The organism is Pseudomonas sp. CLCA07, from assembly GCF_053615335.1.
Map to the genome: position 1 here is coordinate 2,782,657 of NZ_CM132131.1, position 25,685 is coordinate 2,808,341.

Genomic DNA, 25,685 nt, shown 5'->3' on the forward strand with positions numbered 1-25,685 from the left:
GGTGAAAGCGCCGCCCGACTACGACGGCGCCCGGCGTATCAGACGGCGAAGAGCAGGAACTCGCGCTCCCACGAACTGATCACGCGCTTGAAGTTTTCATGCTCGGCCCGCTTGACCGCGACGTAGCCAGTGATGAATTTTTTGCCCAGGTACTTCTCGATGGTTGCGCTGTTTTCCATGCGTTCCAGCGCGTCCTCGATGGTCAGCGGCAGGCGCAGGTTGCGGCGTTCATAGCCACGGCCCACCACCGGCGCGCTCGGGTTGAGGCCTTCGACCATGCCGATGTAGCCGCAGAGCAGGCTCGCGGCAATCGCCAGGTACGGGTTGGCGTCGGCGCCCGGCAGGCGGTTTTCCACCCGACGGTTTTGCGGGCCGGCATCCGGAACCCGCAGGCCCACGGTGCGGTTCTCTTCGCCCCACTCCACGTTCACCGGTGCCGAGGTATCTGGCAGGAAGCGGCGGAACGAGTTCACGTTCGGGGCGAACAGCGGCAACAGCTCGGGGATCAGTTTCTGCAAGCCACCAATGTGGTGCAGGAACAGTTGGCTCATGGTCCCGTCTTCATTGGAGAAGACGTTCTTGCCGGTTTCGATGTCGATAATGCTTTGGTGCAAGTGCATCGCACTGCCTGGCTCGCCGGTCATGGGCTTGGCCATGAAAGTCGCCGCCACGTCATGCTTGAGCGCGGCTTCGCGCATGGTGCGTTTGAACACCAGGATCTGGTCGGCCAGGGACAAGGCGTCGCCGTGACGGAAGTTGATTTCCATCTGCGCCGTGCCGTCCTCGTGGATCAACGTATCGAGGTCCAGCTCCTGCAACTCGCACCAGTCGTAGACGTCTTCGAACAGTGGGTCGAATTCGTTCGCCGCTTCGATCGAGAACGACTGACGACCGATTTCCGGACGCCCGGAGCGGCCAACCGGGGGTTGCAACGGGTAGTCGGGGTCGTCGCTGCGCTTGGTCAGGTAGAACTCCATTTCCGGCGCCACGATGGGTTGCCAGCCGCGGTCGGAATAGAGTTTGAGGACCTTCTTGAGCACGTTGCGCGGCGACAGCTCGATCGGGTTGCCTTGCTTGTCGTAGGTGTCGTGGATCACCTGAGCGGTCGGCTCGATGGCCCACGGCACGAGGAATACGGCGTTCTGGTCGGGGCGGCAGATCATGTCGATGTCGGCCGGGTCGAGCAGTTCGTAATAGATGTCGTCTTCGACATAGTCGCCGGTCACGGTCTGCAACAGAACGCTTTCGGGCAGGCGCATGCCTTTTTCAGCGATGAACTTGTTGGTCGGCGAAATCTTGCCTCGGGTAATCCCGGTCAAGTCGGCGATCATGCATTCGACTTCTGTGATCTTGTGGTCTTTCAACCAATCGGTGAGCTGGTCGAGGTTGTTACTCATAAATGCCTCTAGGCTTTGAGTTTCCTGCCGCTTGCTTGCGTCAGGCAATGGTTGACGCATCGGCGTCGCGTTGAAACAGGTGTCTTCGACAGGCTATCGTGATTTTTCGCACGGTGCGGCAAACGCCAAGCGTGCGGCATCACAAGCGATAGTCGGGCCGCTATTGTGAATCGGTTCTATATTGAATGAAGTAACCGTAATGGGGGTGCCATCAAGGCCGTCCAGAATATCGGACGGGGACAGTCTATCCGTCATGGATGACAGGATTACCGCCAGGTCCGCAGGCGCTGAGGCCACTGCGCGGACGTAAGTGTCGCCACTGATGTGATAAGCATGCAGACCGATCTGTGTAGAGCAGTCGGTGACGCCGATTAACGGCAGGCGAGACATGAAGCACCCCGGTATTATTGGTGTTATGGGTTTGAATCGAGCTTAGCCTTGTTCATTTTTTTACACAACACCCCCGTAAAAAATACAACACGCCCCGCTCAAGCCCGCGGCAGATAAAGCGTTCAAAGGCATAAAAACGCCCCAAACTGCCTCAAAAAAGCCTTACGAGCGCTTTTTTAGGGCAAAAAAGGCCTCGCTTGACTTCGGCATGCCGTTCGGGTTGACTGGAATCCGAAGAGTTCAATGATTGATATTTTTAACAACAAAGGTGTTGCATCATGTCGGTACCCCCGCGTGCCGTTCAGCTTAACGAAGCGAACGCGTTCCTTAAGGAACATCCTGAGGTTCTGTACGTTGACCTTCTGATTGCGGATATGAATGGTGTGGTGCGCGGCAAGCGCATTGAACGCACCAGCCTCCACAAGGTTTACGAGAAAGGCATCAACCTGCCGGCCTCTCTATTTGCTCTGGATATCAATGGCTCGACGGTGGAAAGCACCGGCCTGGGCCTGGACATCGGTGATGCTGACCGAATCTGCTATCCAATCCCTGACACCCTGTGCAACGAGCCTTGGCAGAAGCGCCCTACCGCGCAACTGTTGATGACCATGCACGAACTCGAAGGTGACCCTTTCTTCGCGGATCCCCGTGAAGTCCTGCGTCAAGTGGTCGCCAAGTTTGACGAGATGGGTCTGACCATCTGCGCGGCCTTCGAGCTGGAGTTCTACCTGATCGACCAGGAGAACGTGAACGGCCGCCCACAACCACCGCGCTCGCCAATCTCCGGCAAACGCCCGCATTCGACTCAGGTCTACCTGATCGACGACCTCGACGAATACGTCGACTGCCTCCAGGACATTCTGGAAGGTGCGAAAGAGCAAGGCATCCCTGCCGACGCGATCGTCAAGGAAAGCGCCCCGGCGCAATTCGAAGTCAACCTGCACCACGTGGCCGACCCGATCAAGGCCTGCGACTACGCGGTCCTGCTCAAGCGTCTGATCAAAAACATCGCCTACGACCATGAAATGGACACCACCTTCATGGCCAAGCCTTACCCGGGCCAGGCGGGCAACGGTCTGCATGTCCATATCTCGATTCTTGATAAAGACGGCAAGAATATTTTTGCCAGCGAGGATCCCGAGCAGAACGCCGCACTGCGTCACGCGATCGGCGGTGTGCTCGAGACCCTACCGGCGCAGATGGCTTTCCTCTGCCCGAACGTTAACTCCTACCGTCGTTTCGGCGCACAGTTCTACGTGCCGAACTCGCCATGCTGGGGCCTGGACAACCGCACAGTGGCGATCCGCGTTCCAACCGGTTCCTCCGATGCCGTGCGCATCGAACACCGTGTTGCCGGCGCCGATGCCAACCCGTACCTGCTGATGGCTTCGGTCCTGGCAGGCGTGCATCACGGCCTGACCAACAAGATCGAGCCGGGCGCCCCCGTAGAAGGCAACTCCTACGAGCAGAACGAGCAAAGCCTGCCGAACAACCTGCGCGATGCATTGCGCGAGCTGGACGACAGCGAAGTCATGGCCAAGTACATCGATCCGAAATACATCGATATCTTCGTGGCCTGTAAGGAAAGCGAGCTGGAGGAGTTCGAACACTCCATCTCCGACCTTGAGTACAACTGGTACCTGCATACCGTGTAAGTGGTTGCAGTAATAAGAGAACGCCGTCGGCTGATAAGGTTGACGGCGTTTTTTTATGGCCCCTGTGGCGAGGGAGCTTGTCGGAACGCCGCATCGCCCCGTTGGGCTGCGTAGCAGCCCCAAAACAGACAACTTCATAGCAACAGACATACCGCGTTTGCAATATTGGGGAGTGCTGTGCACTCCAACGGGGGCAAGCCCCCTCGCCACAGGGATATGGAACATCTGCCTGCTCTGCGTACAATGCCCGCTGCCCCGCAGGAGACTTCAATGACCCGACTCGCCACCCCACGCAAACCCCGCGCCCGCAGCCAGGCCCGGATCGATTCGATACTCGATGCCGCCCGCACGCTGCTGGCCGCCGAGGGCGTGGGCAGCCTGTCGATCTACAGCGTCGCCGAGCGCGCGGAGATCCCGCCCTCCTCCGTCTACCACTTCTTCGCCAGTGTCCCGGCACTGCTTGAAGCCTTGACGGCCGACGTCCACGCCGCGTTCCGCGCCTGCCTGCAAGCGCCCATCGATCACGGCGCCCTCAGCGGCTGGCGTGACCTGTCACGACTGGTGGAGCAACGCATGCTCGCGATCTACAGTGAAGACGCCGCCGCCCGCCAATTGATCCTCGCCCAGCATGGCCTGACCGAAGTCACCCAGGCCGACCGCCAGCACGACATCGAACTGGGCGACCTGATGCACAAACTCTTCGATCACCACTTCGAATTGCCCAAGCTGCCCACGGACGTCGACGTGTTTGCACTGGCCATGGAGCTCGGCGACCGCGTTTATGCACGCTCGGTGCAGCAGCACGGGCAGATCACGCCACGCATGGCCGAAGAAGGCATGCGTGTATTTGATGCTTATCTGGGCCTGTACCTGCCGCCTTACTTGTCGAAGCGCGCCATTTCAGCCTGATTTCTGCAGCGGCCTCACTGGCCGCTTCGCGAGCAGGCTCGCTCCCACAGTTGATCTTCATTGAACACAGGATTTGTGTACGACAAAATCCCCTGTGGGAGCTAGCCTGCTCGCGAAGGCCGCGCCGCCGATCTCACTGACTCACACCGCCCACGCCCTTACAACTTGGCGATCGACACTTCGGTGGATTTCACAAATGCGATCACTTCACTGCCAACCACCAATTCCAGCTCTTTGACCGAGCGCGTGGTGATCACCGAAGTGACGATGCCGGACGCGGTTTGCACGTCGATTTCCGACAACACGTCACCCAGTACGATTTCCTTGATGGAGCCTTTGAATTGGTTGCGAACGTTGATGGCCTTGATAGTCATGAGCTTGATTCCTGTCGTTGAACAAGTCTGGTTAATGAGCCCAACGCAATTGCGTGGGCAAGGGTGAAACGGGTTCCGGTTCCGGCGGTTCGCCGGGCAGTTCGAGCACACGATTGAGCACTTGGGTTTCCAGCGCCGCCAGCCGATGCGAGCCGCGAACCCGAGGGCGCGGTAGTTCCACGAGCAGGTCGAGGCCGACTTCACCCTCTTCGATCAGGATCACCCGATCAGCAATCGCCACTGCTTCACTGACGTCGTGGGTCACCAGCAACACGGTGAAGCCATGCTTGCGCCAGAGCCGCTCGATCAGTTGCTGCATTTCAATTCGGGTCAGGGCGTCCAGTGCACCCAGCGGTTCGTCGAGCAACAGCAAACGCGGTTGATGGATCAGCGCCCGAGCCAGGGCCACACGCTGTTTCTGTCCACCGGACAAGGCGGCAGGCCATTCATTGGCGCGATCGGCCAGACCGACGGACTCCAGCGCTTCCAGCGCTTGTGGCCGCCAGTTGCCCTTGAGCCCGAGGCCGACGTTGTCGATGACCTTTTTCCAGGGCAACAAACGCGCTTCTTGAAACATCAAACGCGTGTCTTCACGCGCGTCACTCAGCGGCGCGGCACCGGCGAGCAATAAACCGCCCGTGGGTTGGTCGAGACCGGCCAGCAGGCGCAACAAGGTACTTTTGCCACAGCCACTACGACCGACGACCGCAACGAATTGGCCCGCCGGTATGTGCAAGTCGATCTCGCGCAACACCTGCCGCGAGCCAAAGGTTTTTTGCAGTTTGCGCACCACCAGCGGAATCCCGCGCAGCAGGCGTGGAGGTTGTTGAGCCGTCATGCCGCACCTCCTTTGGCAACCTGATAAGCCGGGTGCCAGCGCAGCCATACACGCTCAAGCCCACGGGCCGCGAGATCGGCCAGTTTGCCGAGTACCGCGTACAGAAGAATCGCCAGCACCACCACGTCGGTCTGCAAAAACTCCCGGGCGTTCATCGCCAGATAACCGATGCCGGAACTGGCGGATATGGTTTCCGCGACGATCAGCGTCAACCACATGAAGCCCAGTGCAAAGCGCACGCCGACCAGAATCGAAGGCAACGCGCCCGGCAGGATCACCTGGCGAAACAGGCTGAAACCGGACAAGCCATAACTGCGCGCCATCTCCACCAGTGCTGGATCGACGTTGCGGATACCGTGATACGTGTTGAGGTAGATCGGGAACAACGTGCCCAACGCCACCAGAAAAATCTTTGCCGACTCGTCGATGCCGAACCACAAAATCACCAGCGGAATCAGCGCCAGGTGCGGCACGTTGCGGATCATCTGCACCGAACTGTCGAGCAGGCGTTCGCCCCATTTCGACAGGCCGGTGATGAAGCCCAGTGCCAGACCGATACTGCCGCCGATGGTGAAGCCCAGCGCGGCACGCCAGCCACTGATTGCCAGGTGCGTCCAGATTTCGCCGCTGCGCACCAGACTAACGCCGGCCTCGATCACCGCGATGGGTGCCGGCAGAATCCGTGTTGACAACCAACCCGCCGACCCCGACAACTGCCACACCGCCAGCAACAACACCGGCAACGCCCAGGGCGCAAGACTGTGGATAACTTTCTTCATGGCGCGCCTCAGCTCTGGGACGCGGCTTTGGGAAGAATGTCGTTGGCGACCATCTCACCAAACGGGCTGACGTAACCCGCGCTTTTCGGCAACTCGGGACGCTCAATGTCGAGGTGCGGGAACAGCAATTCGGCCACGCGGTACGACTCTTCAAGGTGTGGATAACCGGAGAAGATGAACGTGTCGATGCCCAAATCCGCGTATTCCTTCACGCGAGCTGCCACGGTCGGACCGTCGCCAACCAATGCAGTACCAGCACCGCCACGCACCAGACCGACACCGGCCCACAGGTTGGGGCTGACTTCGAGGTTGTCGCGGCTGCCGCCATGCAGTGCGGCCATGCGCTGCTGGCCGACGGAATCGAAGCGCGCCAGAGAGGCCTGAGCGCGGGCGATGGTGTCGTCGTCCAGATGCGAGATCAGTTTGTCAGCCGCTTGCCACGCCTCGGCATTGGTCTCACGAACGATCACATGCAGACGAATACCGAAGCGCACAGTACGACCCAGCTTCGCGGCTTTGGCGCGCACTTGTTCAATCTTCTCGGCAACGGCGGCCGGTGGTTCGCCCCAGGTCAGGACCATTTCCACTTGCTCTGCCGCGAGGTCTTGCGCCGCTTCCGACGAGCCGCCGAAGTACAGCGGCGGACGCGGTTGCTGGATCGGCGGATAGAGCAACTTCGCCCCTTTCACGCTGATGTGCTGACCGTCGTAATCAACGGTTTCGCCTTCCAGCACCCGACGCCAGATGCGGGTGAATTCCACCGAGGCCTGATAGCGCTCTTCGTGGCTGAGGAACAAACCGTCGCCGGCCAATTCTTCCGGATCACCGCCGGTGACCAGGTTGAACAGCGCACGACCGCCGGACAGACGATCCAGCGTCGCTGCCTGACGCGCCGCCACCGTCGGGGAAATGATCCCGGGGCGCAGCGCAACAAGAAACTTCAACCGCTGGGTCACCGGGATCAGCGACGCGGCCACCAGCCACGAGTCTTCGCAGGAGCGACCGGTAGGAATCAGCACCCCGCCGAAACCCAGACGATCCGCCGCTTGCGCGACTTGTTGCAAGTAACCGTGGTCAACGGCGCGAGCGCCTTCGGCGGTGCCAAGGTAATGGCCGTCGCCGTGGGTTGGCAGGAACCAGAAGATATTGAGGCTCATGGAGTGGTCTCCTTGGGGAATCGAGTTACTGGGCTTTGGTTACTGAGCTTTGGGCAACGGCTGCCGGTGGCGTCCAGATCACGTCTTTGATGCTCAACTGCTTCGGAATCAGCTTGAGCTGATAGAAGCTGTCGGCGATTTTCTGTTGGGCCGCGACCACTTCAGGCGTGAGGAACAGCGCGCCATAACCCTGGCGTTTCACCGAGGTCAGGGTGATGTCCGCCGGCAGGCCGAGCAGTGGCGAAACCTGTTGGGTGACGTCTTGCGGATTGGCCTTGGACCATTCACCGACTGCGCGCACTTCTTCGACGAGGGTCTTGATCACCTCGGGATTTTTCTGCGCGTAAGGCTTGGTGGCGAGGTAGAACTGATGGTTGTCGACGATGCCCTGGCCATCGCGCAGGGTGTGCGCTTGCAGTTGTTTCTCGGCGGCGGCCTGGTACGGGTCCCAGATGACCCAGGCGTCGACGCTGCCACGCTCGAACGCGGCGCGGGCATCGGCCGGCGGCAGGAACACGGTCTGGATGTCGGTGTATTTGAGGCCGGCGTCTTCCAGCGCACGTACCAACAGGTAGTGAACGTTGGAGCCTTTGTTGAGCACGACTTTCTTGCCCTTGAGATCCTTCACCGATTTGATCGGCGAGTCCTTCGGCACCAGGATCGCTTCGCTGTGTGGCGCCGGTGGTTCGTAGGCGACGTAGAGCAGATCAGCACCCGCCGCTTGAGCAAATACCGGCGGGGTTTCGCCGGTAACGCCGAAGTCGATGGAGCCGACGTTCAGGCCTTCAAGCAGTTGCGGGCCACCGGGAAATTCAGTCCACTGCACGTCCACGCCTTGGGCGGTGAGGCGTTTTTCCAGCGTGCCTTTGGCTTTGAGCAGCACCAGGGTGCCGTACTTTTGATAACCGATTCGCAACGTCTCGGCTTGAGCTTGAGTAATGGCGCCGAAGGACACAGCCGCAACAAACAGAGCGACCAGACCACGACGCAAAATGACAGTGCGCATAGCGCTCTCCTTTTTGCTGTTGGGTTTTGGCTGCACCTGCTAGGCCGTTAGCGGCTGAGTAAGGCGAGTAAATCAATTTCCGGGGAGGCTTAAATGCTCCAGCGAGCACTCAACAAACGTTCATTCAACAGGTTCGGATCGAGCGGCTTGGGCCGTCTCGCCATAGCGCTGAGAAACTGTTCCAGCGCTTCATCCAATCGTTGTGCAAGTTGCGGCGTCAACTGCGCCTGGGCGCTGCCTTCGCCATAAGCGATCTGGCTGTCCTCGGCGAAAATACCCTGAAGCATCTCCTGAGCTTTCAACGCCGACAGCACCGGTTTGAGCGCGTAATCCACCGCCAGCATATGGGCGATGCTGCCGCCGGTGGCCATCGGCAACACGACCTTGTGGCTCAGTGCGCGCTCCGGCAGCAGGTCCAGCACGGTTTTCAGTGCGCCCGAGAACGACGCCTTGTAAACCGGTGTGGCAATCAGCAGGCCGTCGGCGTTTTCAATCTGTTGCAACAGGTCGATGACCTTGGGGCTGTCGAAACGCGCGTGCAGCAAGTCTTCTGCCGGGAAGTCCCGAACCTGGTAACTCACCACTTCCACCCCTTGCTCCTGTAACCAGCGTTGGGAGCGTTCCAGCAACACCCCGGAACGGGAGCGTTGGCTGGGACTGCCACCGAGTGAGACGACCAACATTCAGATGATTCCTTGAACGGTGTTGGCGATTCGCGGTTTGCGATCTCGCTGTGATGGGAGTGACCTTAACAGGTGATTGTTATATCTATAAATCATATTTATTCATTTGGTTATTCTCTTCAGATATATGCAAACACTGATTTCGAGGTATAAAAAAAGGCCGTCGAAACGGCCTGAAATCCCCTGCTTTGTGAATCTGAATACTGCGGCGCCTGTCAGGCCGTCTTCGCGAGCAGGCTCGCTCCCACAGGGAAATGCATTCCAAATGTGGGAGTGAGCCTGCTCGCGATGGCGATTCAAGCCACGCTGAAAATGCTTACCTGTTCGGCTGAGGCGTCAGACGCAAATAAGGCTTAACGGCGCGATAACCCTTGGGAAACCGCTGCTTGATTTCATCCTCATCCTTGAGCGACGGCACGATCACCACTTCATCACCGTCCTGCCAGTTGGCCGGGGTGGCCACTTTGTAATTGTCGGTGAGCTGCAGCGAGTCGATCACCCGCAGAATTTCGTGGAAGTTGCGGCCGGTACTCGCCGGGTACGTGATGGTCAGTCGAATTTTTTTGTTCGGATCGATCACGAACAGCGAACGCACGGTCAGGGTGTCGTTTGCATTGGGATGGATCAGGTCGTAAAGGTCCGACACCTTGCGGTCGGCGTCGGCGAGGATCGGGAAGTTGACGAGGGTGTTCTGGGTTTCGTTGATGTCCCCGATCCACTTGTGGTGCGAGTCCACCGGGTCAACCGACAGGGCGATGGCTTTCACCCCACGACTGGCAAACTCATCCTTGAGCCTGGCGGTGAAGCCCAGTTCGGTGGTGCAGACTGGGGTGAAGTCCGCCGGATGGGAAAACAGCACGCCCCAGCTATCGCCCAACCACTCGTGGAAACGAAGGGTGCCGGCGCTGGAATCCTGTTCAAAGTCGGGGGCGATGTCGCCCAGTCTGAGGCTCATGGTGCTGCTCCTGATGAGTGCTTGTTGAGCTCGACTGTGCCTGTATTTGAAAGTTATTAAAAAGAATAAATATCGATTTATTTAGAATGAAAAAGAATATTAAAGATCTGTTCACTGGACGTGCCTGGGCAACGAGACGAACATCGCCCACAAGGTTCGAGAAGGCCTTGAGTGCTGCAAAAGAGGGAAATTTCGAGACGGGTTTACGGGGATGATCCCGCCTTGAAACGCAAAAGCCCCGCCGGGCGTGATGCCGGGCGGGGCTTTTTTGTCTCGGTTACACGAGCGCTATTACAACAGCGGGATCGAGTAGCTGACGATCAGACGGTTTTCATCCTGGGTGCGAGTATTCGGCAGGTCTGTACGCCAGGTCGCATTTTTCCAGGTAACGCCGAGGTTCTTCAGCGGGCCTTGCTGAAGAACGTAAGCAACGGTCAGATCGCGTTCCCACTCGGAAGCGCCGTTGGCCGCCTCTCCACCGCTAGCGTTAACGGTATCGATGTCGTCACCGTGCAGGTAAACCATACCTGCCGTCAGGCCAGGTACGCCGACCGTGGCGAAGTCATACAAGTAGCGTGCCTGCCAGGTGTGTTCGCCGGCACGGGCGAACTTCTGGATTTGCGAGTCGGTGATGATGTAGGCCGACGCTCCGTCACCCTGGTTCAGGTAAGGGAAGTCGCTGCTGCCGTTGCTGACCTGGTAACCGCCACCGAAGGTATGACCGGCAACGGAGTACAGGAACAGGCCGCTGTACAGGTTGTTGTCGACCTTGCCTTTACCGCTCGGCGCGTTGTAGTTGCCAGTGCTGAAGTACAGCGGGTCGTGACCGTCGGCACCATCATCAGAGCTGTTGAAATAACGCAAATCCGACTTCAACACGCCCGGGCCGATTGCCCAGTTGTGAACCAGACCCAGGAAGTGTTGCTTGTAGAACTCTTCCAGGTTGCCGTAGTAATACTGGGCCGTCAGGTTCTTGGTGAGTTTGTAGTCGCCGCCGGCAAAGTTGAACTTGTTGCTGTCGCGGAATTTGGGACCACGAGTGTTCGCACCCGAAATGGACATCTGCTCGTTGTTGCTGGAGTTACGCCCCTTAACGGCTTCGATCTGGCCACCGATCAACGTCAGGTCCTTGATGTCACCGGAAGAGAGCTGGCCACCCTGCCAGGTTTGCGGCAGCAGTCGACCGTCGTTGGTCACGATGACCGGTAGTTTGGGTTGCAGGGTACCCAGCTTCAGTTCGGTCTGGGAGATCTTGGCTTTGGCAGTCAGGCCCAGGCTGGAGAAGTCATCAACCGCTTCGCCGTTGGATTTGGTTGGGAAAACAGTGCCGCCGTAAGAAGTTGCAGTGGCACCATTGGTGCCGCCGCCCGAATCCAGCTTCACGCCCAACAGCCCGATTGCATCAATACCGAAGCCGACAGGGCCTTGGGTATAACCGGAGATGAAACGCAGATCGAAGCCTTGGCCCCACTCTTCGTTTTTGTTCGGGCCCGTGCCATCACGGTAATCGGTGTTGATGTAGAAGTTACGCAGCCCCAGGGTGGCTTTGCTGTCTTCGATGAAACCGGCGGCGCTTGCTTGCTGCGCCAGAACCCCAACGGCCACAGCCATGGCCAAGGTGGACTTGTTCATTGTTTCGCTCCTCATTTCTAATGCTTGTGGTCCTGGTCCTGGGTCTAGCGCCCTGGATCCTAAGACGCGCAATTTTTTGCCGAGCCGTCTAGCCCGGTCGTTTTGGCGGTGCAGGATACAGCTCAATAAAGCTAAAAAGAATTTTGTGTTTCTTTTTAATTCCATTTAGGAATATGCCTATGCAGCACAGATTCGAGGTATCGGCAAAAACACCCATTCCTTGACCTGCTCTACTGACGGGAATCAATGTGCTAAAGCCGAGCCTCATGATGAGTACCGGACGGGGCTTACTTTAGGTGCTTGCGAAAAAAACCAAAAAGAATAAAAAATACGCACAACAGCAGTTATTGGAATATACGCAGACAAAAAAAAGCCTCGCCAGCAGGCGAGGCTTCTTTGGCCGGCTTTTTACAAGAAGCTGTAGGTGTAGTTGAAGATCACACGGGTCTGGTCAACATCGGGGTTGTTGCTGACTTCACTGCCGCGATAGACACCATTACGCACCGTCACACCGAAACCTTTGAGGGCGCCCTGCTGGATGGTGTAGTCGACCCGCATGTCGCGCTCCCACTCGGACGCATCAGGGCCCGTGCCGTTCGTTGCTTTGATGTCATCGCCGTGCAGGTAGGCGATCGAGGTTTTCAGGCCCGGCACACCCAGCGCCGCGAAATCATAGGAGTACTGGCCAAAGGTGGTGTTTTCACCGGCACGGACAAAGCCGTTGATCATGGAATCGGTGAACAGGTAGAAGCTGGCACCGCCCTCACCTTGGTTATTACCGTTGCTATCAACCACGTTGGCCTGGTTCAGGTAGACGAAGCCACCGTCATCGCTCACGCGCTGGTGACCCAGCAGGAATGCGTTGCCACCCAGGGTGTAGGTGAACATACCGCTCCAGGTCTTGTTGTCGACCTCGCCCGGGGTCTTGGCGAAACCGTTGTTGTTGTTGAAGCGGAAACCGGGGTCGCCGTTCTTGCCATTAGAGCTGCTGTCGAAGTAGCGAAAATCCGACTTGAACGACTGCTTGGCATCGATCGTCCAGACGTGAACCATCCCCAGGAAGTCCTGCTTGTAGTAATCCTTCAGTTCCGAGTGGTAGTACTGCAGGGTGAGGTCTTTGGTGGCCTTCCAGTCAACACCGCCGTAACGGAACTGGTTACTGGCCTCAGTACCGCCCGCCACGGCCAGGCCGGAGGAGTTTGAAGAGGCACGACCCGCCGCGTGTTCGAACTGACCTACGTTGAGGGTCAAGTTGTCGATTTCTTTCGAGGAGAGGGTGCCACCTTCGAAGGTCTGGGGCAGCAGGCGGCTGTCGTTCGCTACCAGAATCGGCATGTTCGGTTGCATAGCGCCGCCCAGGTGGGCTTCGGTCTTGGAGATGCGCGCCTTGACGTTGGCCGCTGCGCGGCTCCACTCGTTCACAGCCGAACCATCGCTGTCGCTTGGGAAGAAGGTGTTGTTATCCGGGTGATGCCCCTTGCCGCCGTCCAGATGGATGCCGACCAGTGCCTGGGCGTCGATACCGAAGCCGACAGTACCCTGAGTGAAACCAGACAAGTAATCGAACTTGAGGCCTTCAGCGCTCTCTTTCTGATCGGGGCCGGTTTCACGGTTATCGTTGTTGTAATACATGGTGCGGGAACTAACGGAAGCCTTGCTGTCTTCGATGAAACCTGCGGCGCCTGCCTGCTGCGCCAAAACCCCTACGGCCACGGCCAGGGCCAAGGTGGACTTGTTCATTGTCTAACTCCTCTCGTTTCTAATTCTTGTGTTCCTGGCCTCGGTTCGATGGCCGAAGGTCCTAAGATGCGCGATTAGCGCCAGAGCGTGACCCACAAGTCAATCGTAACTATGTGTGTCTACGACCATGGTCTAATCCCCCGTTTTTTGGTCCATGTTGGTCATGAGCTCGTTACAAATCTGCAAAGAACGAGCCCATTCGTTCCTCATACCTTTTAGGAATTTAGCGCTGCACCCCACGCGGCCCCGGAATAGAGGCCCCAGCTCATAAGCTAATTACTAAATGGTATTTATTAGAGGTTTTTTAGATCGTTTAGCGTTTGAAGCAATTCGGAAACAAACCCCCACCGAAAGGCGACGCCATGACGACCAGACGCGAACTATCCAGCCTAATTGTTACAGTTTGTGTGTCCCTGATATTTTCTCATTCCGCTCAAGCGGTCAACCTGACTGTGGGTTATCAAACCGGCATCGACCCCAGCAAAGTCCCTCAGGCGGACGGCCTGTATGAGCAAACCATCGGCCAGAAAATTGACTGGCGCCGCTTCAACAGCGGCCCTGAAGTGGTGACCGCCATCGCTTCCGGTGACGTGCAGATTGGCAACCTCGGCTCCAGTCCTTTAGCCGCGGCCGCCTCGCGCAATCTGCCGATAGTCGCGTTCATCGTGTCTGCCCAGATCAATGCGGCTGAAGCCCTTGTGGTGCGCAACGGGAGCGGTATCGACAATCCGCAAGATCTGATCGGCAAGACCATCGCCACCCCCTTCGTTTCAACCTCTCACTACAGTTTGCTCGGCGCACTGAAGCACTGGGGCCTGGACGCCTCGAAAGTCAAAGTGGTGAATTTGCAACCGGCGGAGATCGCGGCAGCGTGGAAGCGTGGTGATATTGATGGCGCGTTCGTCTGGTCGCCGGCGCTGGGGGAAATTCGCAAGACAGGCAAGACGTTGACGGATGCCGCGCAGGTCGGTCAGTGGGGGGCGCCGACGTTCGAAGTCTGGGTCGCGCGTAAGGATTACGCCGAAAAACATCCTGAGGTGGTGGCCAAATTTGCCAAGGTAACCCTGGACTCGTTCGCCGACTACGCCGCGCATAAAGACAGCTGGACCGCCGATTCAGTGCCCGTGCAGAAAATCGCCAAACTGACCGGTGCCAACGCGGCCGATGTACCGGAGCTGTTGGCCGGTTCTGCGTTCCCGGATGCCAAGGCGCAGAAGACCACCGCACTATTGGATGGCGGTACGGCCAAGGCGATTGGCGAAACCGCGAAGTTCTTGAAGGAGCAAGGGAAGGTTGAAACGGTGCTGCCGGATTATTCGGCGTATGTCAGTGCGAAGTTTGTTGCTGAGTGACGGCTGAACCCTGTGGCGAGGGGGCTTGCCCCCGTTGGGCTGCGGAGCAGCCCAAGATTGTCTTGCGGCCGCTTCGCGACCGAACGGGGGCAAGCCCCCTCACCACAGGAAAAAATTATCGACACAAGATCAGAGGGTCTTTTCGAAGATCTTCGAATTACGCTGATAGTTGTACAGCGATGCCCGCGCCGATGGCAGGCGCTCGACGCTGCTCGGCACAAACCCGCGCTCGCGGAACCAGTGAGCAGTGCGAGTGGTGAGCACGAACAACGTTTTCAAACCCTGAGCCCGTGCACGGGTTTCAATCCGCTCCAGCAGTTCATCCCCGCGACCGCCATGGCGGTATTCCGGGTTCACCGCCAGGCACGCCAGCTCCCCGGCGTCCGAATCGGCAATCTGATACAGCGCCGCACAGGCGATGATCATGCCTTCGCGCTCCACCACGCTGAACTGCTCGATCTCACGCTCCAGCACTTCACGGGAGCGACGTACCAGAATCCCCTGTTCTTCCAGCGGACTGATCAAATCCAGCAAACCGCCGACATCCTCAATCGCCGCTTCGCGCACAATTTCAAATTGCTCCTGCGCCACCAGCGTACCGCCACCGTCGCGGGTGAACAGTTCAGTCAGCAGTGCACCGTTTTCGGCATAACTGACGATATGGCTGCGCGCCACGCCGCCCCGGCACGCTTCAGCCGCCGCATCCAACAGCTCAGCCTGATAGTTGCTGCCCAAGCGCTGCAAATGCGCCGGTACTTGTTGCGGACGCAATTCACGCACCAGACGACCGTTTTCATCGATCAAACCCAAGTCGGCGCCGAACAACAGCAACTTGTCCGCGCCCAGATCGATGGCCGCGCGGGTGGCGACGTCTTCGCAGGCGAGATTGAAGATCTCACCGGTCGGCGAGTAGCCCAACGGCGACAACAACACGATGGAGCGCTCGTCCAGCAGGCGATTGATGCCTTTGCGGTCGACCCGACGCACTTCGCCAGTGTGGTGATAATCCACGCCTTCGAGCACACCAATCGGCCGCGCCGTGACCAGGTTGCCGCTGGCCACCCGCAGGCGCGAGCCCTGCATCGGCGACGAGGCCATGTCCATGGACAGGCGCGCTTCAATGGCGATACGCAGCTGTCCAACCGCATCGATCACACAATCCAGCGTCGCGGCATCGGTGATGCGCATGCCGTGATGGTAATGCGGGGTCAGGCCACGCGCGGCGAGGCGTGTTTCAATTTGCGGACGGGAACCGTGAACCAGCACCAGCCGCACGCCCAAGCTGTGCAACAGCACCAGGTCGTGGACGATATTGCCGAAATTCGGGTGCTCCACTCCATCGCCGGGGAGCATGACGACAAAGGTGCAATCGCGGTGGGCATTGATGTAGGGCGAAGCGTGACGAAGCCAATTAACGTATTCGGGCATGAACCTGGGCCTGTAATAAATAGCAGCCAAAAAAATGGGCGACACTGAAAACGCACAGCGGGCTGATGGTTATCGTCGGAACAGGCTTGGCGACACGCGCGCTCTCCTCATGGATACGGGTTTTAACACTGGTAATTTATACCTGTAGGAGCCGGCTTGCTGGCGATGAACGATGACGCGGTTCACCTGATGGACCGCAGCGTCTGCATCGCCAGCAAGCCGGCTCCTACAGGCTATGTGGCTTTACCCACCGGCATTGGTGTCAGGCAGTAATGTTCGATCAGCTGACGTAATAGATGCACCGTAGGCCGCAAACGTGACATTTCGAGGTATTCCCCCGGCTGGTGGGCGCAGGCGATATCGCCCGGGCCAAGCACCAGCGTCTCGCAGCCAAGTTGCTGAAGATAAGGCGCTTCGGTGCCGAACGCCACTGCTTCGGCGCGATGGCCGGTGAGCTTCTCGGCAACCCGGACCAATTCCGCGTCCTCGGTCTGTTCGAAGGGGGGGACTTCGGGGAACAGCGGCGCGTAATCAATCTTCACCTGATGCCGTTCGGCAACCGGTTTGAGCCGCTGCAGAATCTCCGCGCGCAAGGCTTTTGGGTCCATGCCCGGCAATGGCCGCAGGTCAAACTCCAGCGAGCATTGGCCGCAGATACGGTTAGGGTTATCGCCACCATGGATGCAGCCAAAGTTCATGGTCGGCGTCGGCACTCCAAACTGCGGGTTGCGAAATTCGCGCTGCCACAACAGGCGCAGACCGCGTAATTCGCCGATGGCATCGTGCATGGCCTCAAGGGCGCTATGGCCCAGGCTTGGGTCCGAGGAGTGGCCGCTCTGACCGAGAATGTCGATGCGCTCCATCATGATGCCTTTGTGCATGCGGATCGGCTTCAACCCGGTCGGCTCGCCGATGACCGCCGCGCGGCCCAATGGACGCCCGGCTGCGGCCAGGGCGCGAGCACCGGACATGGAGCTTTCTTCATCGCAGGTGGCGAGGATCAACAGCGGTTGCTTGAATGGCTGATCGAGCAGCGGGATCACCGCTTCGATGGCCAGGGCGAAAAAGCCCTTCATGTCGCAGCTGCCCAGGCCAATCCAACGGCCATCAACTTCGGTGAGCTTCAGAGGATCGGTCTGCCACAACGCGCCGTCGAATGGCACCGTGTCACTGTGGCCGGCCAGCACCAGGCCACCGGGGCCGGAACCAAAACTGGCCAGCAGGTTGAACTTACCAGGGCTGACTTGCTGGATATCACAGGCAAAACCCAGATCACCCAGCCACGTCGCCAGCAAATCGATCACCGGGCGGTTGGTCTGATCCAGGTTCGGTTGGGTGCAGCTGACCGACGGCGCAGCGATCAGTGCAGCGAACTGATCTTTCATGGACGGCAAAGGCATCGCTGACTCCCAACTCCCGAAGTGAAGTCCATCATAGAGCCATCCGGTGACAGGAATAAACCGTCGCGGCACGGAGGGCCGGCGAGTCCTGTACACTGCACGACCTTGGCAGCCACACATTCCCCCGGCTGCGCTCCCGATCCTGGATTTTCCGGCCATGCAGAAAGAAACCGAAATCAAGCTCCGCGTCAGCCGCGAAACCCTCGCCGCCCTGCGCGAGCACCCGCTCCTGAAAAAACGCAACAAAAGTGGCTGGGAACGCCGTGAGTTGATGAATCAGTACTTCGACACGCCTGAGCGCGACCTGGCCCGCGCCAAGGTTGCCCTGCGCCTGCGCCGCGATGGCGAAGAAGTGATTCAAACGCTCAAGACCCGCGGCCAGAGCGTCGCCGGCTTGTCCGAGCGTAACGAGTACGACTGGAACCTGCCCAAAGCCAAGCTCGACGTGAAGAAACTCGACGGCGAATGCTGGCCTGAAGAATTGGCCGAGCTGGACAAGAAAACCCTCAAGCCGATTTTCACCACCGACTTCGTTCGCGAACGCGCTGAAATCGCCTGGGGCCGTGGCAAGACCAAAGTGGTCATCGAAGCCGCACTGGACCTGGGCCACGTGATCGTCGGTAAGCAGAAAGAAGAAATCTGCGAGCTGGAACTGGAGTTGCGCGAAGGCGAGCCGGCGGCCCTGCTGGAACTGGCTGCCGAACTGGCCGCGACCCTGGCCCTGATGCCGTGTGACATCAGCAAGGCTGAGCGCGGTTATCGTTTGTACGACGCCAACAGCTATTCGCTGAGCCTGCCAGCGCCGCAAATCACCGCCGAAACCCCGCTGGACGACGCCTTCGCCGCGCTGAGCTGGCATTTGCTGGGAAGCAGCCAGCGTCTGGCCGAGCAATATCGCTTCAATGGCCACTGGCGCCTGTTGCAGGACTGGGTCGAAAACCTCGCTGAATTGCGCGCACTGCTCAGCAGCCTGGGCCAAGCCGCGCCGCGCCAATCGACGCACGATCTGCGCATTGCGCTGGACGCGTTGCTGGAAGACTGGCGTCCGCTGGTTCAGGCCGGTATCGAGGACGAAGACGTGCGCAAAGCCGCGCCGGAACAATTCCTCGAAGAATTGGAAGACCCGCGCTGGGGCCTGTTCTCGCTGAACACCTCACGCTGGTTGCTGGCCCGCACCTGGGCCGCCGATCGCAACGTCCGTGGCAATCGCCAGGGCGCGGCGCAACTCGGTAGCTGGCTGCCGCGTTTGCTGGGTGAAGAAGCGACCTCCCTGCAATTGCAGCGTTATCAGCAACAGCCGGAAGACCTGGCCGAGCAACTGCCGCGCATCGAACGCATCCAGGCGTGGCTGCACCATGCCCGTCACGTGCTGGACATCCCGGAAATGGATCGCCTGTACGGTGAGTTGAAACAGCTGGCGCAACTGGCGAACGAGCCGATCACCGATGAATCGCTGGATGCGCGCAAGCAGCAAGCGATTGCGGTTTATCAGAATCGTGCCTGGAAAATGCTGCTGCGTATGTAAAACCCTGTGGCGAGGGGCTTTTGTGGTGAGGGGGCTTGCCCCCGTTGGGTCGCGTAGCGGCCCCAAAAACAGGACTGCTGCGCAGCCCAACGGGGGCAAGCCCCCTCGCCACAGCAAGCCCCCTCGCCACAAAAGCGCTCTGCCAGCGCTACACCGGCAAACTCGTCGTAGACTTGATTTCCGACAACGCCACAATCGAGTTCACTTCCTGTATCCCCGGCACCATCGACAGTTTCTCGAAGAAAAACCGCTCATACGCCTCAATGTCCGCCGTGACAATGCGCAGCAAAAAATCCACCGACCCCATCAGCACATAACACTCCAGCACTTCGGGAAAGCCGCGAATCGCCTCGGTGAACTCTGTGAAGTTCGAACGCCCATGCGCGTTGAGTTTGATCTCGGCAAAGATCTGCGTGTTCAGCCCGATCTTCTTACGATCAAGCAGCGTCACCTGCGCGCGAATGATCCCCTCTTCCTTCATCCGCTGAATCCGCCGCCAGCACGGCGACTGCGAGAGCCCCACCTGTTCGGCGATCTGCGCGCTGGAGAGCGAAGCGTCCTCTTGCAGCAACGCGAGAATCTTGCGGTCGTAGCCATCCAGCTCGCTTTGCATAGAAAAACCTTAAAACCTTCTCTATTTGAATTAGACGATTCGATAAATCGCCAATTGACTCAATCATAGATAAGAAATGCCCGACACCGAATGTAAAAATTCCTCCAGTGATTTTGGAGACCGACCATGCCGCATTTAGAAGCTGTCCACACCCTGCCCACCCGCGCTGACGTCTGGAACGTCAGCAACGCCCACTGCCGGGTTCACTATCAATTGCTTGCCGAAGCGGAACCGGACCTGCTGTGCCGGGCGCTCAATCTGTTCGCCTTGCAGTTCCTGACGCCACAACAGGTCAACGTGCAGCGACAGGATGAATTGCTATCGATCGACATCGTCATGGACGGTCTCAGCTGGCACCGCGCCAAAGTGATTGCGGAAAAACTTCGTAACTTGATCAGCGTCTGCTCGGTCGAGCTACAAGCGGCTGATGCGGCGTGGGATGAGCCGGCCCAGGCGGCGGGCTGAAAAACCTCGACACGGCTTTGTCCGGTAGTGGCCCAACGGTCGACAGGTCCGCGACTATCCTTGGCGCACTGTTGTTCATGAGGAGCCCGCATGTCCGTTCAACTTGCCATTCAGGACCGCTGGCTGGATCTCAATGATTTGCTGCGCGAACTGGTCGCCCAAGGCTTTATCAGCCATGACTCGGCCGAGCACGCGCTCAATGCTCGCCGCCGCCACACCACCAATGGCCAGCTGCACCCGCTGGAATTCATTGCCAGCCAACACCTCGACGATCTCAGCCGTCCCGGTAAACACCTGGACCTGGAAAGCCTGACCCTGTGGCTGTCGCAACAGGCCGGCCAGCCTTACTTGCGCATCGATCCGCTGAAAATCAACGTCGCGGCCATTACGCCGCTGATGTCCTACGCCTTTGCCCAGCGCCACAAGATTCTCGCGGTGGCTATCGACCGCGAGGCGGTGACCGTGGCCAGCGCCCAGCCCTACGTCAAAGGCTGGGAAGCCGACCTGACCCACGTGTTGAAGCTGCCGATCAAACGGGTGGTGGCCAACCCTGTCGACATCCAGCGCTTTAGCGTCGAGTTTTTCCGCTTGGCCAAATCGGTCAGCGGCGCGACCAGCGCCGATCAGCAGACCAGCACCCTGGGCAACTTCGAGCAGCTGCTCAACCTCGGCGCCAGCGACCAGGAGCCGGACGCCAATGACGCGCACATCGTCAACATCGTTGACTGGCTGTTTCAGTACGCCTTCCAGCAGCGCGCCAGCGATATCCACATCGAACCCCGACGCGAGCAAGGCACGGTGCGTTTTCGCATCGACGGCGTGTTGCATAACGTCTATCAATTCCCGCCACAGGTGACCATGGCCATCGTCAGTCGCCTCAAGAGCCTCGGGCGGATGAACGTCGCGGAAAAGCGCAAACCCCAGGACGGCCGGGTGAAAACCAAGACCCCGGACGGCGGTGAGGTCGAGCTGCGGCTGTCGACGTTACCGACGGCATTCGGCGAAAAAATGGTCATGCGGATCTTCGACCCGGAAGTCCTGCTCAAGGATTTCGACCAGCTAGGCTTTTCCGCCGAAGACTTGCGCCGCTGGCAGGACATGATCCGTCAACCCAACGGCATCATTCTGGTCACCGGGCCGACCGGTTCGGGCAAAACCACCACGCTGTACACCACGCTAAAGAAACTGGCGACGCCGGAGGTCAACCTCTGCACCATCGAAGACCCGATTGAAATGGTCGAGTCCGCGTTTAACCAGATGCAGGTCCAGCACAACATCGACCTGACCTTCGCCGCCGGCGTGCGCGCGCTGATGCGACAAGACCCGGACATCATCATGATCGGCGAGATTCGCGACCTCGAAACCGCCGAAATGGCGATTCAGGCAGCGCTCACCGGCCACTTGGTGCTCTCGACATTGCACACCAACGACGCGCCGAGCGCGATCAGTCGCCTGCTGGAACTCGGTGTGCCGCACTACCTGATCAAAGCCACCGTGCTCGGCGTTATGGCCCAGCGCCTGGTGCGCACCTTGTGCCCCCATTGCAAGACGCCGCTGACGTTGGGTGAAGAGGATTGGCAAACCCTGACCAAACCCTGGCAAGCCCCCCTGCCCACTAATGCCCAACGTGCCATCGGCTGCCTGGAATGTCGCGACACCGGCTATCACGGCCGCGCCGGGGTTTACGAAATCATGCAGCTGACTGACGGCGTCAAGGCGTTGATCAATCCGGACACCGACTTGCTGGCGATCCGGCGTCAGGCGTTCAAGGAAGGCATGCGCAGCTTGCGGCTATCCGGAGCCCAGAAAGTCGCTGCGGGTTTGACCACCATTGAAGAGGTACTGCGAGTGACGCCGCAGAGCGAGCAAAAGTAAACGCGCTCGCCATGGAACTCGATTGGGGGTTGGCTATCCAACGCCGCAGTTAACCCAGTGGAGTCACCCATCATGCGTTTCAAACTTGCTGTCGCCACCGTCGCGCTGCTGTCTCTTCCAGTCGGTAGCGCGATGGCCGATGATAGCTTTTGGCAAAATGTCCTCACCTCCGGTGCAACCACCGCCTCGACCTACCTGACGTCCAAGGACAACAAAATGGTCGTCGCCGCCCAGGACGATGCCAGCAGCTTCGTCGCCAGTGACGGCGGCATTCGCGGCCCTTACCTGGAAGCGGCAATGCAGAAAGTCCGCGCCGACAACCCGGGCCTGCAGGCCACGGACATGGAACTGGCGAATGCGATTCTGGCGAAGAATGCGGTCGCTTCGCAGTAAGTTCGCAGATACCAAAATGCCGCTCAACTGAGCGGCATTTTTATTTCCGAACACAAATCCCCTGTAGGAGCACGGCTTGTCGGCGATGGCGTCCTTAAGATCGCCATCGCCGGCAAGCCGTGCTCCTACAGGGGTTAGGTGTGCGGCGAGATTTCAGCGGTAATCGTCGACCGGGACACACGCGCAAAACAGGTTTCTATCGCCGTAGACATTATCCACCCGGTTCACCACCGGCCAGTATTTGTGCAGCTTGGTATGCGCATCCGGCGTCACCGCCTGCTCCATGCTGTACGGCCGCTCCCATACCCCGGTGATGTCCGCCAATGTGTGTGGCGAACGCTTCAGCGGGTTGTCCTCGGCCGGCCAATTGCCGTTTTCCACCTCACTGATTTCCGCCCGGATACTCAGCATCGCCCCGATAAACCGGTCCAGCTCTGCCTTCGATTCACTTTCGGTCGGCTCGACCATCAAGGTCCCCGGCACGGGAAACGACATGGTGGGCGCATGGAAACCGTAATCCATCAGGCGCTTGGCAACGTCTTCTTCGCTGATGCCGGTCAGCACTTTCAGCGGTCGCAGATCGAGAATGCATTCGTGAGCCACCCGCTCGTTGCGCCCGGTGTAGAGCACCGGAAACGCCCCGGATAAATGCTGCGCCAGGTAGTTCGCGGCGAGGATCGCCACTTCGCTGGCGTCCGCCAGTTGCGGCCCCATCATCGCGATGTACATCCAGCTGATCGGCAGAATGCTCGCGCTACCCCAAGGCGCCGCGCTCACTGCGCCGTTCTGCGGCAAAGGTCCGTCGATGGGCACCACCGGGTGATTGGCCACGAACGGCGCGAGGTGCGCCCGCACACCAATCGGCCCCATGCCCGGCCCGCCGCCGCCATGGGGAATGCAGAACGTCTTGTGCAGGTTCATGTGCGAAACGTCGGCGCCAATGTCCGCCGGACGTGCCAGTCCGACCTGCGCGTTGAGGTTGGCGCCATCCATATACACCTGACCACCGTGGCTGTGGATGACTTCACAGATCTCGCTGATGCCTTCCTCGTAGACGCCGTGGGTCGACGGATACGTCGCCATCAGACAGGCGAGTTTGTCCCCCGCCTCCGAGGCTTTTTGCTTGAGGTCATCCAGATCAACGTTGCCTGCATCGTCGCACTCGACAATGACCACGCGCATCCCGGCCATCTGTGCCGAGGCCGGATTGGTGCCGTGGGCCGAGGACGGAATCAGGCAAATGTCCCGCGCCCCTTGATGACGGCTCTCGTGGTATTTGCGGATCGCCAGCAACCCGGCGTATTCGCCCTGAGCGCCGGAGTTGGGTTGCATGCAAATCGCATCGAAACCGGTGATCGCGCAGAGCCAGCGTTCAAGTTCTTCGATCATCAGCGAATAACCCATGGCCTGATCCTTCGGCACAAACGGGTGCAGGTTGGCGAACTGCGGCCAAGTGATGGGGATCATCTCGCTGGTGGCATTGAGCTTCATGGTGCAGGAGCCCAGCGGGATCATGGACTGGTTGAGGGCAAGGTCCTTGTTCTCCAGTTGCTTGAGGTAGCGCAGCATTTCGGTTTCGCTGTGGTGCACATTGAACACGGGGTGGCGCAGATAAGGCGAGGTGCGTAGCAGCCCGTCAGGAATGCCGGACTCCAGCTTTTCGGCGTCCAGTTCGTCGACACTCAGGCCATGATTGGCACCGAGGAACACATCGAACAACTTCGCGACGGTGGTTTCGTCCGAGGTTTCGTCGAGGCTCAACCCCAACTGCCCTCGCCCCAAAATCCGTAAATTGATCTGCGCCGCTTGAGCGCTTTCGATGATCGCGGTCTGGGTGCCACCGACCTCCAGGGTCAGGGTGTCGAAATAGTGTTTGTTGACGCGGCTGACGCCACGACGCTCAAGGCCGGCGGCGAGGATGCAGGTCAAGCGGTGCACGCGCTGGGCAATTCGCTTGAGCCCTTCGGGACCGTGGTAGACCGCGTAGAAACTGGCGATGTTGGCCAGCAGCACTTGAGCGGTGCAAATGTTCGAGTTGGCCTTCTCCCGCCGGATATGTTGCTCGCGGGTTTGCAGGGCCATGCGCAAGGCAACATTGCCGCGAGCATCCTTGGACACGCCAATGATCCGCCCCGGAATCGCCCGTTTGTACTCATCGCGGCTGGCAAAAAACGCCGCGTGCGGTCCGCCGTAGCCCATGGGCACGCCGAAACGTTGGGATGAGCCGAAGACCACATCGGCGCCCAACTCCCCCGGCGGCGTCAGCAATAACAGGCTCAGCAAGTCCGTGGCGACACACGCCAGGGCTTGCTGCGCGTGCAGGTGATCGATCAACGGCCGAAGATCACAGATCTCTCCGTGGGTGTCGGGGTATTGCAGCAGGGCACCGAACACCTTGTGTTGTTTCAAGTTATCCACTGAATCGATGATCAGCTCGAACCCGAACCCTTCGGCCCGGGTCTGCACCACGGAAATGGTCTGCGGATGACAATGCTCGTCGACGAAGAACAGATTGCTTTTGGACTTGGCGACACGCTTGGCCAGCGCCATGGCTTCCGCCGCTGCCGTGGCCTCATCCAGCAGTGAAGCGTTGGCCAGTTCCAGGCCGGTGAGGTCGATGGTCAGTTGCTGGAAGTTCAGCAGCGCTTCGAGCCGCCCTTGGGCAATCTCTGGCTGATAAGGCGTGTACGCGGTGTACCAACCGGGATTCTCGAGCACGTTGCGCACAATCACGGTCGGCGTGAGGGTGCCGTGGTAGCCCATGCCGATCAGGCTGGTCCAGACCTGGTTTTGCTCGGCGTAGCTGCGCAATTTGGCCAGCGCGGCTTCTTCGTCGAGGGCGGGCGGCAGATCGAGCGGCCTGTTCAGCCGGATTCCCGGCGGCACCGTCTGCTCGATCAGTTCAACCCGGCTGCCGAGGCCGAGGCTGTCGAGCATCGCTTGCTGCTCGGCGGCATCAGGCCCGAGGTGGCGGCGCAGAAAGGCATTGGGGTCGCGTAACTGGCTCAAGGACGGCAACTTGGACATGACGGGCTCTCTTTTGACTGGCGCTCAGCGTCGATGCAATACGGTCAAACCAGCATAGCAGTCGATATCCAAGCGGATGGCTTGGCGCCGAC

The 25,685-nt window shown here is 59.2% G+C and carries 21 protein-coding genes and 1 pseudogene; 7 read left to right on the forward strand and 15 right to left on the reverse strand.

Annotated elements, in window-relative coordinates; translation table 11 throughout:
• Positions 1-38: 38 nt before the first annotated feature.
• Together ACWGZX_RS12880 and ACWGZX_RS12885 are read right to left on the reverse strand one after the other, a co-directional pair.
• Positions 39-1,397 (reverse strand): glutamine synthetase family protein, encoded by a 1,359-nt coding sequence (locus ACWGZX_RS12880; protein WP_223517865.1) that lies wholly within the window; start codon positions 1,395-1,397, stop codon positions 39-41.
• Between the two features lie 290 nt (positions 1,398-1,687).
• A pseudogene (locus ACWGZX_RS12885) lies at positions 1,688-1,787 on the reverse strand (gamma-glutamyl-gamma-aminobutyrate hydrolase family protein); the annotation flags it as partial.
• A gap of 278 nt (positions 1,788-2,065) precedes the next feature.
• Here ACWGZX_RS12885 and ACWGZX_RS12890 point away from each other — a divergent pair.
• Positions 2,066-3,442 (forward strand): glutamine synthetase family protein, encoded by a 1,377-nt coding sequence (locus ACWGZX_RS12890; protein WP_007897683.1) that lies wholly within the window; start codon positions 2,066-2,068, stop codon positions 3,440-3,442.
• Between the two features lie 270 nt (positions 3,443-3,712).
• On the forward strand, positions 3,713-4,351 hold the full coding sequence (locus tag ACWGZX_RS12895; RefSeq protein ID WP_452628566.1) for a TetR/AcrR family transcriptional regulator: 639 nt from the start codon (positions 3,713-3,715) through the stop codon (positions 4,349-4,351).
• A gap of 158 nt (positions 4,352-4,509) precedes the next feature.
• On the opposite strand, the gene ACWGZX_RS12900 is transcribed toward ACWGZX_RS12895, so the two are convergent.
• From ACWGZX_RS12900 to ACWGZX_RS12940, 9 genes are all read right to left on the reverse strand, one after another.
• Positions 4,510-4,725 carry a TOBE domain-containing protein gene (locus tag ACWGZX_RS12900; RefSeq protein ID WP_003229256.1) on the reverse strand — a complete coding sequence of 72 codons (216 nt, stop codon included), beginning with the start codon at positions 4,723-4,725 and terminating at the stop codon, positions 4,510-4,512.
• A gap of 31 nt (positions 4,726-4,756) precedes the next feature.
• Positions 4,757-5,563, reverse strand: coding sequence for an aliphatic sulfonates ABC transporter ATP-binding protein (gene ssuB, locus ACWGZX_RS12905; RefSeq protein ID WP_452628567.1), 807 nt, complete (start codon positions 5,561-5,563; stop codon positions 4,757-4,759).
• Positions 5,560-6,342, reverse strand: coding sequence for an aliphatic sulfonate ABC transporter permease SsuC (ssuC, locus tag ACWGZX_RS12910; RefSeq protein ID WP_452628568.1), 783 nt, complete (start codon positions 6,340-6,342; stop codon positions 5,560-5,562). The genes ssuB and ssuC overlap by 4 nt, the downstream gene beginning before the upstream one ends.
• A gap of 8 nt (positions 6,343-6,350) precedes the next feature.
• Positions 6,351-7,499 carry an FMNH2-dependent alkanesulfonate monooxygenase gene (gene ssuD, locus ACWGZX_RS12915; RefSeq protein ID WP_077431082.1) on the reverse strand — a complete coding sequence of 383 codons (1,149 nt, stop codon included), beginning with the start codon at positions 7,497-7,499 and terminating at the stop codon, positions 6,351-6,353.
• A 25-nt stretch (positions 7,500-7,524) separates the two neighbouring features.
• A complete protein-coding gene (locus tag ACWGZX_RS12920) occupies positions 7,525-8,505 on the reverse strand; it encodes a sulfonate ABC transporter substrate-binding protein (protein WP_452628569.1) in 981 nt (326 codons plus the stop codon).
• An 89-nt stretch (positions 8,506-8,594) separates the two neighbouring features.
• On the reverse strand, positions 8,595-9,188 hold the full coding sequence (gene ssuE / locus ACWGZX_RS12925; protein WP_452628570.1) for an NADPH-dependent FMN reductase: 594 nt from the start codon (positions 9,186-9,188) through the stop codon (positions 8,595-8,597).
• A 316-nt stretch (positions 9,189-9,504) separates the two neighbouring features.
• Complete coding sequence (locus tag ACWGZX_RS12930) at positions 9,505-10,143, reverse strand: peroxiredoxin (RefSeq protein WP_452628571.1); 639 nt, start codon at positions 10,141-10,143, stop codon at positions 9,505-9,507.
• Between the two features lie 291 nt (positions 10,144-10,434).
• Positions 10,435-11,775, reverse strand: coding sequence for an OprD family porin (locus ACWGZX_RS12935; RefSeq protein WP_452628572.1), 1,341 nt, complete (start codon positions 11,773-11,775; stop codon positions 10,435-10,437).
• A 408-nt stretch (positions 11,776-12,183) separates the two neighbouring features.
• Positions 12,184-13,515: an OprD family porin gene (locus ACWGZX_RS12940; protein ID WP_452628573.1), complete on the reverse strand. Its 1,332-nt coding sequence runs from the start codon at positions 13,513-13,515 to the stop codon at positions 12,184-12,186.
• A gap of 362 nt (positions 13,516-13,877) precedes the next feature.
• Here ACWGZX_RS12940 and tauA point away from each other — a divergent pair, with 362 nt between their 5' ends.
• Positions 13,878-14,867 carry a taurine ABC transporter substrate-binding protein gene (gene tauA, locus ACWGZX_RS12945; RefSeq protein WP_452628574.1) on the forward strand — a complete coding sequence of 330 codons (990 nt, stop codon included), beginning with the start codon at positions 13,878-13,880 and terminating at the stop codon, positions 14,865-14,867.
• A 129-nt stretch (positions 14,868-14,996) separates the two neighbouring features.
• Here the strand turns inward: tauA and argA are convergent, their stop codons facing one another.
• Both argA and argE read right to left on the reverse strand, forming a co-directional pair.
• On the reverse strand, positions 14,997-16,295 hold the full coding sequence (gene argA / locus ACWGZX_RS12950; protein ID WP_452628575.1) for an amino-acid N-acetyltransferase: 1,299 nt from the start codon (positions 16,293-16,295) through the stop codon (positions 14,997-14,999).
• Between the two features lie 233 nt (positions 16,296-16,528).
• A complete protein-coding gene (argE, locus tag ACWGZX_RS12955; RefSeq protein WP_452628576.1) occupies positions 16,529-17,695 on the reverse strand; it encodes an acetylornithine deacetylase in 1,167 nt (388 codons plus the stop codon).
• A gap of 157 nt (positions 17,696-17,852) precedes the next feature.
• On the opposite strand from argE, the gene ACWGZX_RS12960 reads away from it, so the two are divergent.
• Positions 17,853-19,220 carry a CYTH domain-containing protein gene (locus ACWGZX_RS12960; protein WP_452628577.1) on the forward strand — a complete coding sequence of 456 codons (1,368 nt, stop codon included), beginning with the start codon at positions 17,853-17,855 and terminating at the stop codon, positions 19,218-19,220.
• 148 nt (positions 19,221-19,368) lie between these two features.
• On the opposite strand, the gene ACWGZX_RS12965 is transcribed toward ACWGZX_RS12960, so the two are convergent.
• On the reverse strand, positions 19,369-19,833 hold the full coding sequence (locus ACWGZX_RS12965; protein ID WP_007942454.1) for an Lrp/AsnC family transcriptional regulator: 465 nt from the start codon (positions 19,831-19,833) through the stop codon (positions 19,369-19,371).
• A gap of 126 nt (positions 19,834-19,959) precedes the next feature.
• Between ACWGZX_RS12965 and ACWGZX_RS12970 the strand changes: the two genes are divergently transcribed.
• The 3 genes from ACWGZX_RS12970 to ACWGZX_RS12980 all read left to right on the forward strand — a co-directional run bounded on the left by ACWGZX_RS12970 (position 19,960) and on the right by ACWGZX_RS12980 (position 22,566).
• Positions 19,960-20,298, forward strand: a complete 339-nt coding sequence (locus ACWGZX_RS12970; protein WP_452628578.1) for a hypothetical protein — start codon at positions 19,960-19,962, stop codon at positions 20,296-20,298.
• Between the two features lie 90 nt (positions 20,299-20,388).
• Positions 20,389-22,173: a GspE/PulE family protein gene (locus ACWGZX_RS12975; protein WP_452628579.1), complete on the forward strand. Its 1,785-nt coding sequence runs from the start codon at positions 20,389-20,391 to the stop codon at positions 22,171-22,173.
• A 72-nt stretch (positions 22,174-22,245) separates the two neighbouring features.
• The gene (locus ACWGZX_RS12980) at positions 22,246-22,566 is read left to right on the forward strand and encodes a DUF2388 domain-containing protein (protein WP_452628580.1); all 321 of its coding nucleotides are present in this window, start codon (positions 22,246-22,248) and stop codon (positions 22,564-22,566) included.
• 153 nt (positions 22,567-22,719) lie between these two features.
• Here ACWGZX_RS12980 and gcvP read toward each other — a convergent pair whose 3' ends face one another.
• Positions 22,720-25,593 carry an aminomethyl-transferring glycine dehydrogenase gene (gene gcvP, locus ACWGZX_RS12985; protein WP_452628581.1) on the reverse strand — a complete coding sequence of 958 codons (2,874 nt, stop codon included), beginning with the start codon at positions 25,591-25,593 and terminating at the stop codon, positions 22,720-22,722.
• Between the last annotated feature and the right edge of the window lie 92 nt (positions 25,594-25,685).

Coding starts and splice junctions, on each gene's coding strand:
- ACWGZX_RS12960 (WP_452628577.1), top strand. CDS start 17,853: ATGCAGAAAGAAACCGAAATCAAGCTCCGCGTCAGCCGCGAAACCCTC.
- ACWGZX_RS12895 (WP_452628566.1), top strand. CDS start 3,713: ATGACCCGACTCGCCACCCCACGCAAACCCCGCGCCCGCAGCCAGGCC.
- ACWGZX_RS12965 (WP_007942454.1), bottom strand. CDS start 19,833: ATGCAAAGCGAGCTGGATGGCTACGACCGCAAGATTCTCGCGTTGCTG.
- argA (WP_452628575.1), bottom strand. CDS start 16,295: ATGCCCGAATACGTTAATTGGCTTCGTCACGCTTCGCCCTACATCAAT.
- ACWGZX_RS12935 (WP_452628572.1), bottom strand. CDS start 11,775: ATGAACAAGTCCACCTTGGCCATGGCTGTGGCCGTTGGGGTTCTGGCG.
- tauA (WP_452628574.1), top strand. CDS start 13,878: ATGACGACCAGACGCGAACTATCCAGCCTAATTGTTACAGTTTGTGTG.
- ssuC (WP_452628568.1), bottom strand. CDS start 6,342: ATGAAGAAAGTTATCCACAGTCTTGCGCCCTGGGCGTTGCCGGTGTTG.
- ACWGZX_RS12900 (WP_003229256.1), bottom strand. CDS start 4,725: ATGACTATCAAGGCCATCAACGTTCGCAACCAATTCAAAGGCTCCATC.
- ACWGZX_RS12940 (WP_452628573.1), bottom strand. CDS start 13,515: ATGAACAAGTCCACCTTGGCCCTGGCCGTGGCCGTAGGGGTTTTGGCG.
- ACWGZX_RS12980 (WP_452628580.1), top strand. CDS start 22,246: ATGCGTTTCAAACTTGCTGTCGCCACCGTCGCGCTGCTGTCTCTTCCA.
- ACWGZX_RS12920 (WP_452628569.1), bottom strand. CDS start 8,505: ATGCGCACTGTCATTTTGCGTCGTGGTCTGGTCGCTCTGTTTGTTGCG.
- ssuD (WP_077431082.1), bottom strand. CDS start 7,499: ATGAGCCTCAATATCTTCTGGTTCCTGCCAACCCACGGCGACGGCCAT.
- ACWGZX_RS12975 (WP_452628579.1), top strand. CDS start 20,389: ATGTCCGTTCAACTTGCCATTCAGGACCGCTGGCTGGATCTCAATGAT.
- ACWGZX_RS12880 (WP_223517865.1), bottom strand. CDS start 1,397: ATGAGTAACAACCTCGACCAGCTCACCGATTGGTTGAAAGACCACAAG.
- ACWGZX_RS12970 (WP_452628578.1), top strand. CDS start 19,960: ATGCCGCATTTAGAAGCTGTCCACACCCTGCCCACCCGCGCTGACGTC.
- ssuE (WP_452628570.1), bottom strand. CDS start 9,188: ATGTTGGTCGTCTCACTCGGTGGCAGTCCCAGCCAACGCTCCCGTTCC.
- ACWGZX_RS12930 (WP_452628571.1), bottom strand. CDS start 10,143: ATGAGCCTCAGACTGGGCGACATCGCCCCCGACTTTGAACAGGATTCC.
- gcvP (WP_452628581.1), bottom strand. CDS start 25,593: ATGTCCAAGTTGCCGTCCTTGAGCCAGTTACGCGACCCCAATGCCTTT.
- ssuB (WP_452628567.1), bottom strand. CDS start 5,563: ATGACGGCTCAACAACCTCCACGCCTGCTGCGCGGGATTCCGCTGGTG.
- argE (WP_452628576.1), bottom strand. CDS start 17,695: ATGCCTTTGCCGTCCATGAAAGATCAGTTCGCTGCACTGATCGCTGCG.
- ACWGZX_RS12890 (WP_007897683.1), top strand. CDS start 2,066: ATGTCGGTACCCCCGCGTGCCGTTCAGCTTAACGAAGCGAACGCGTTC.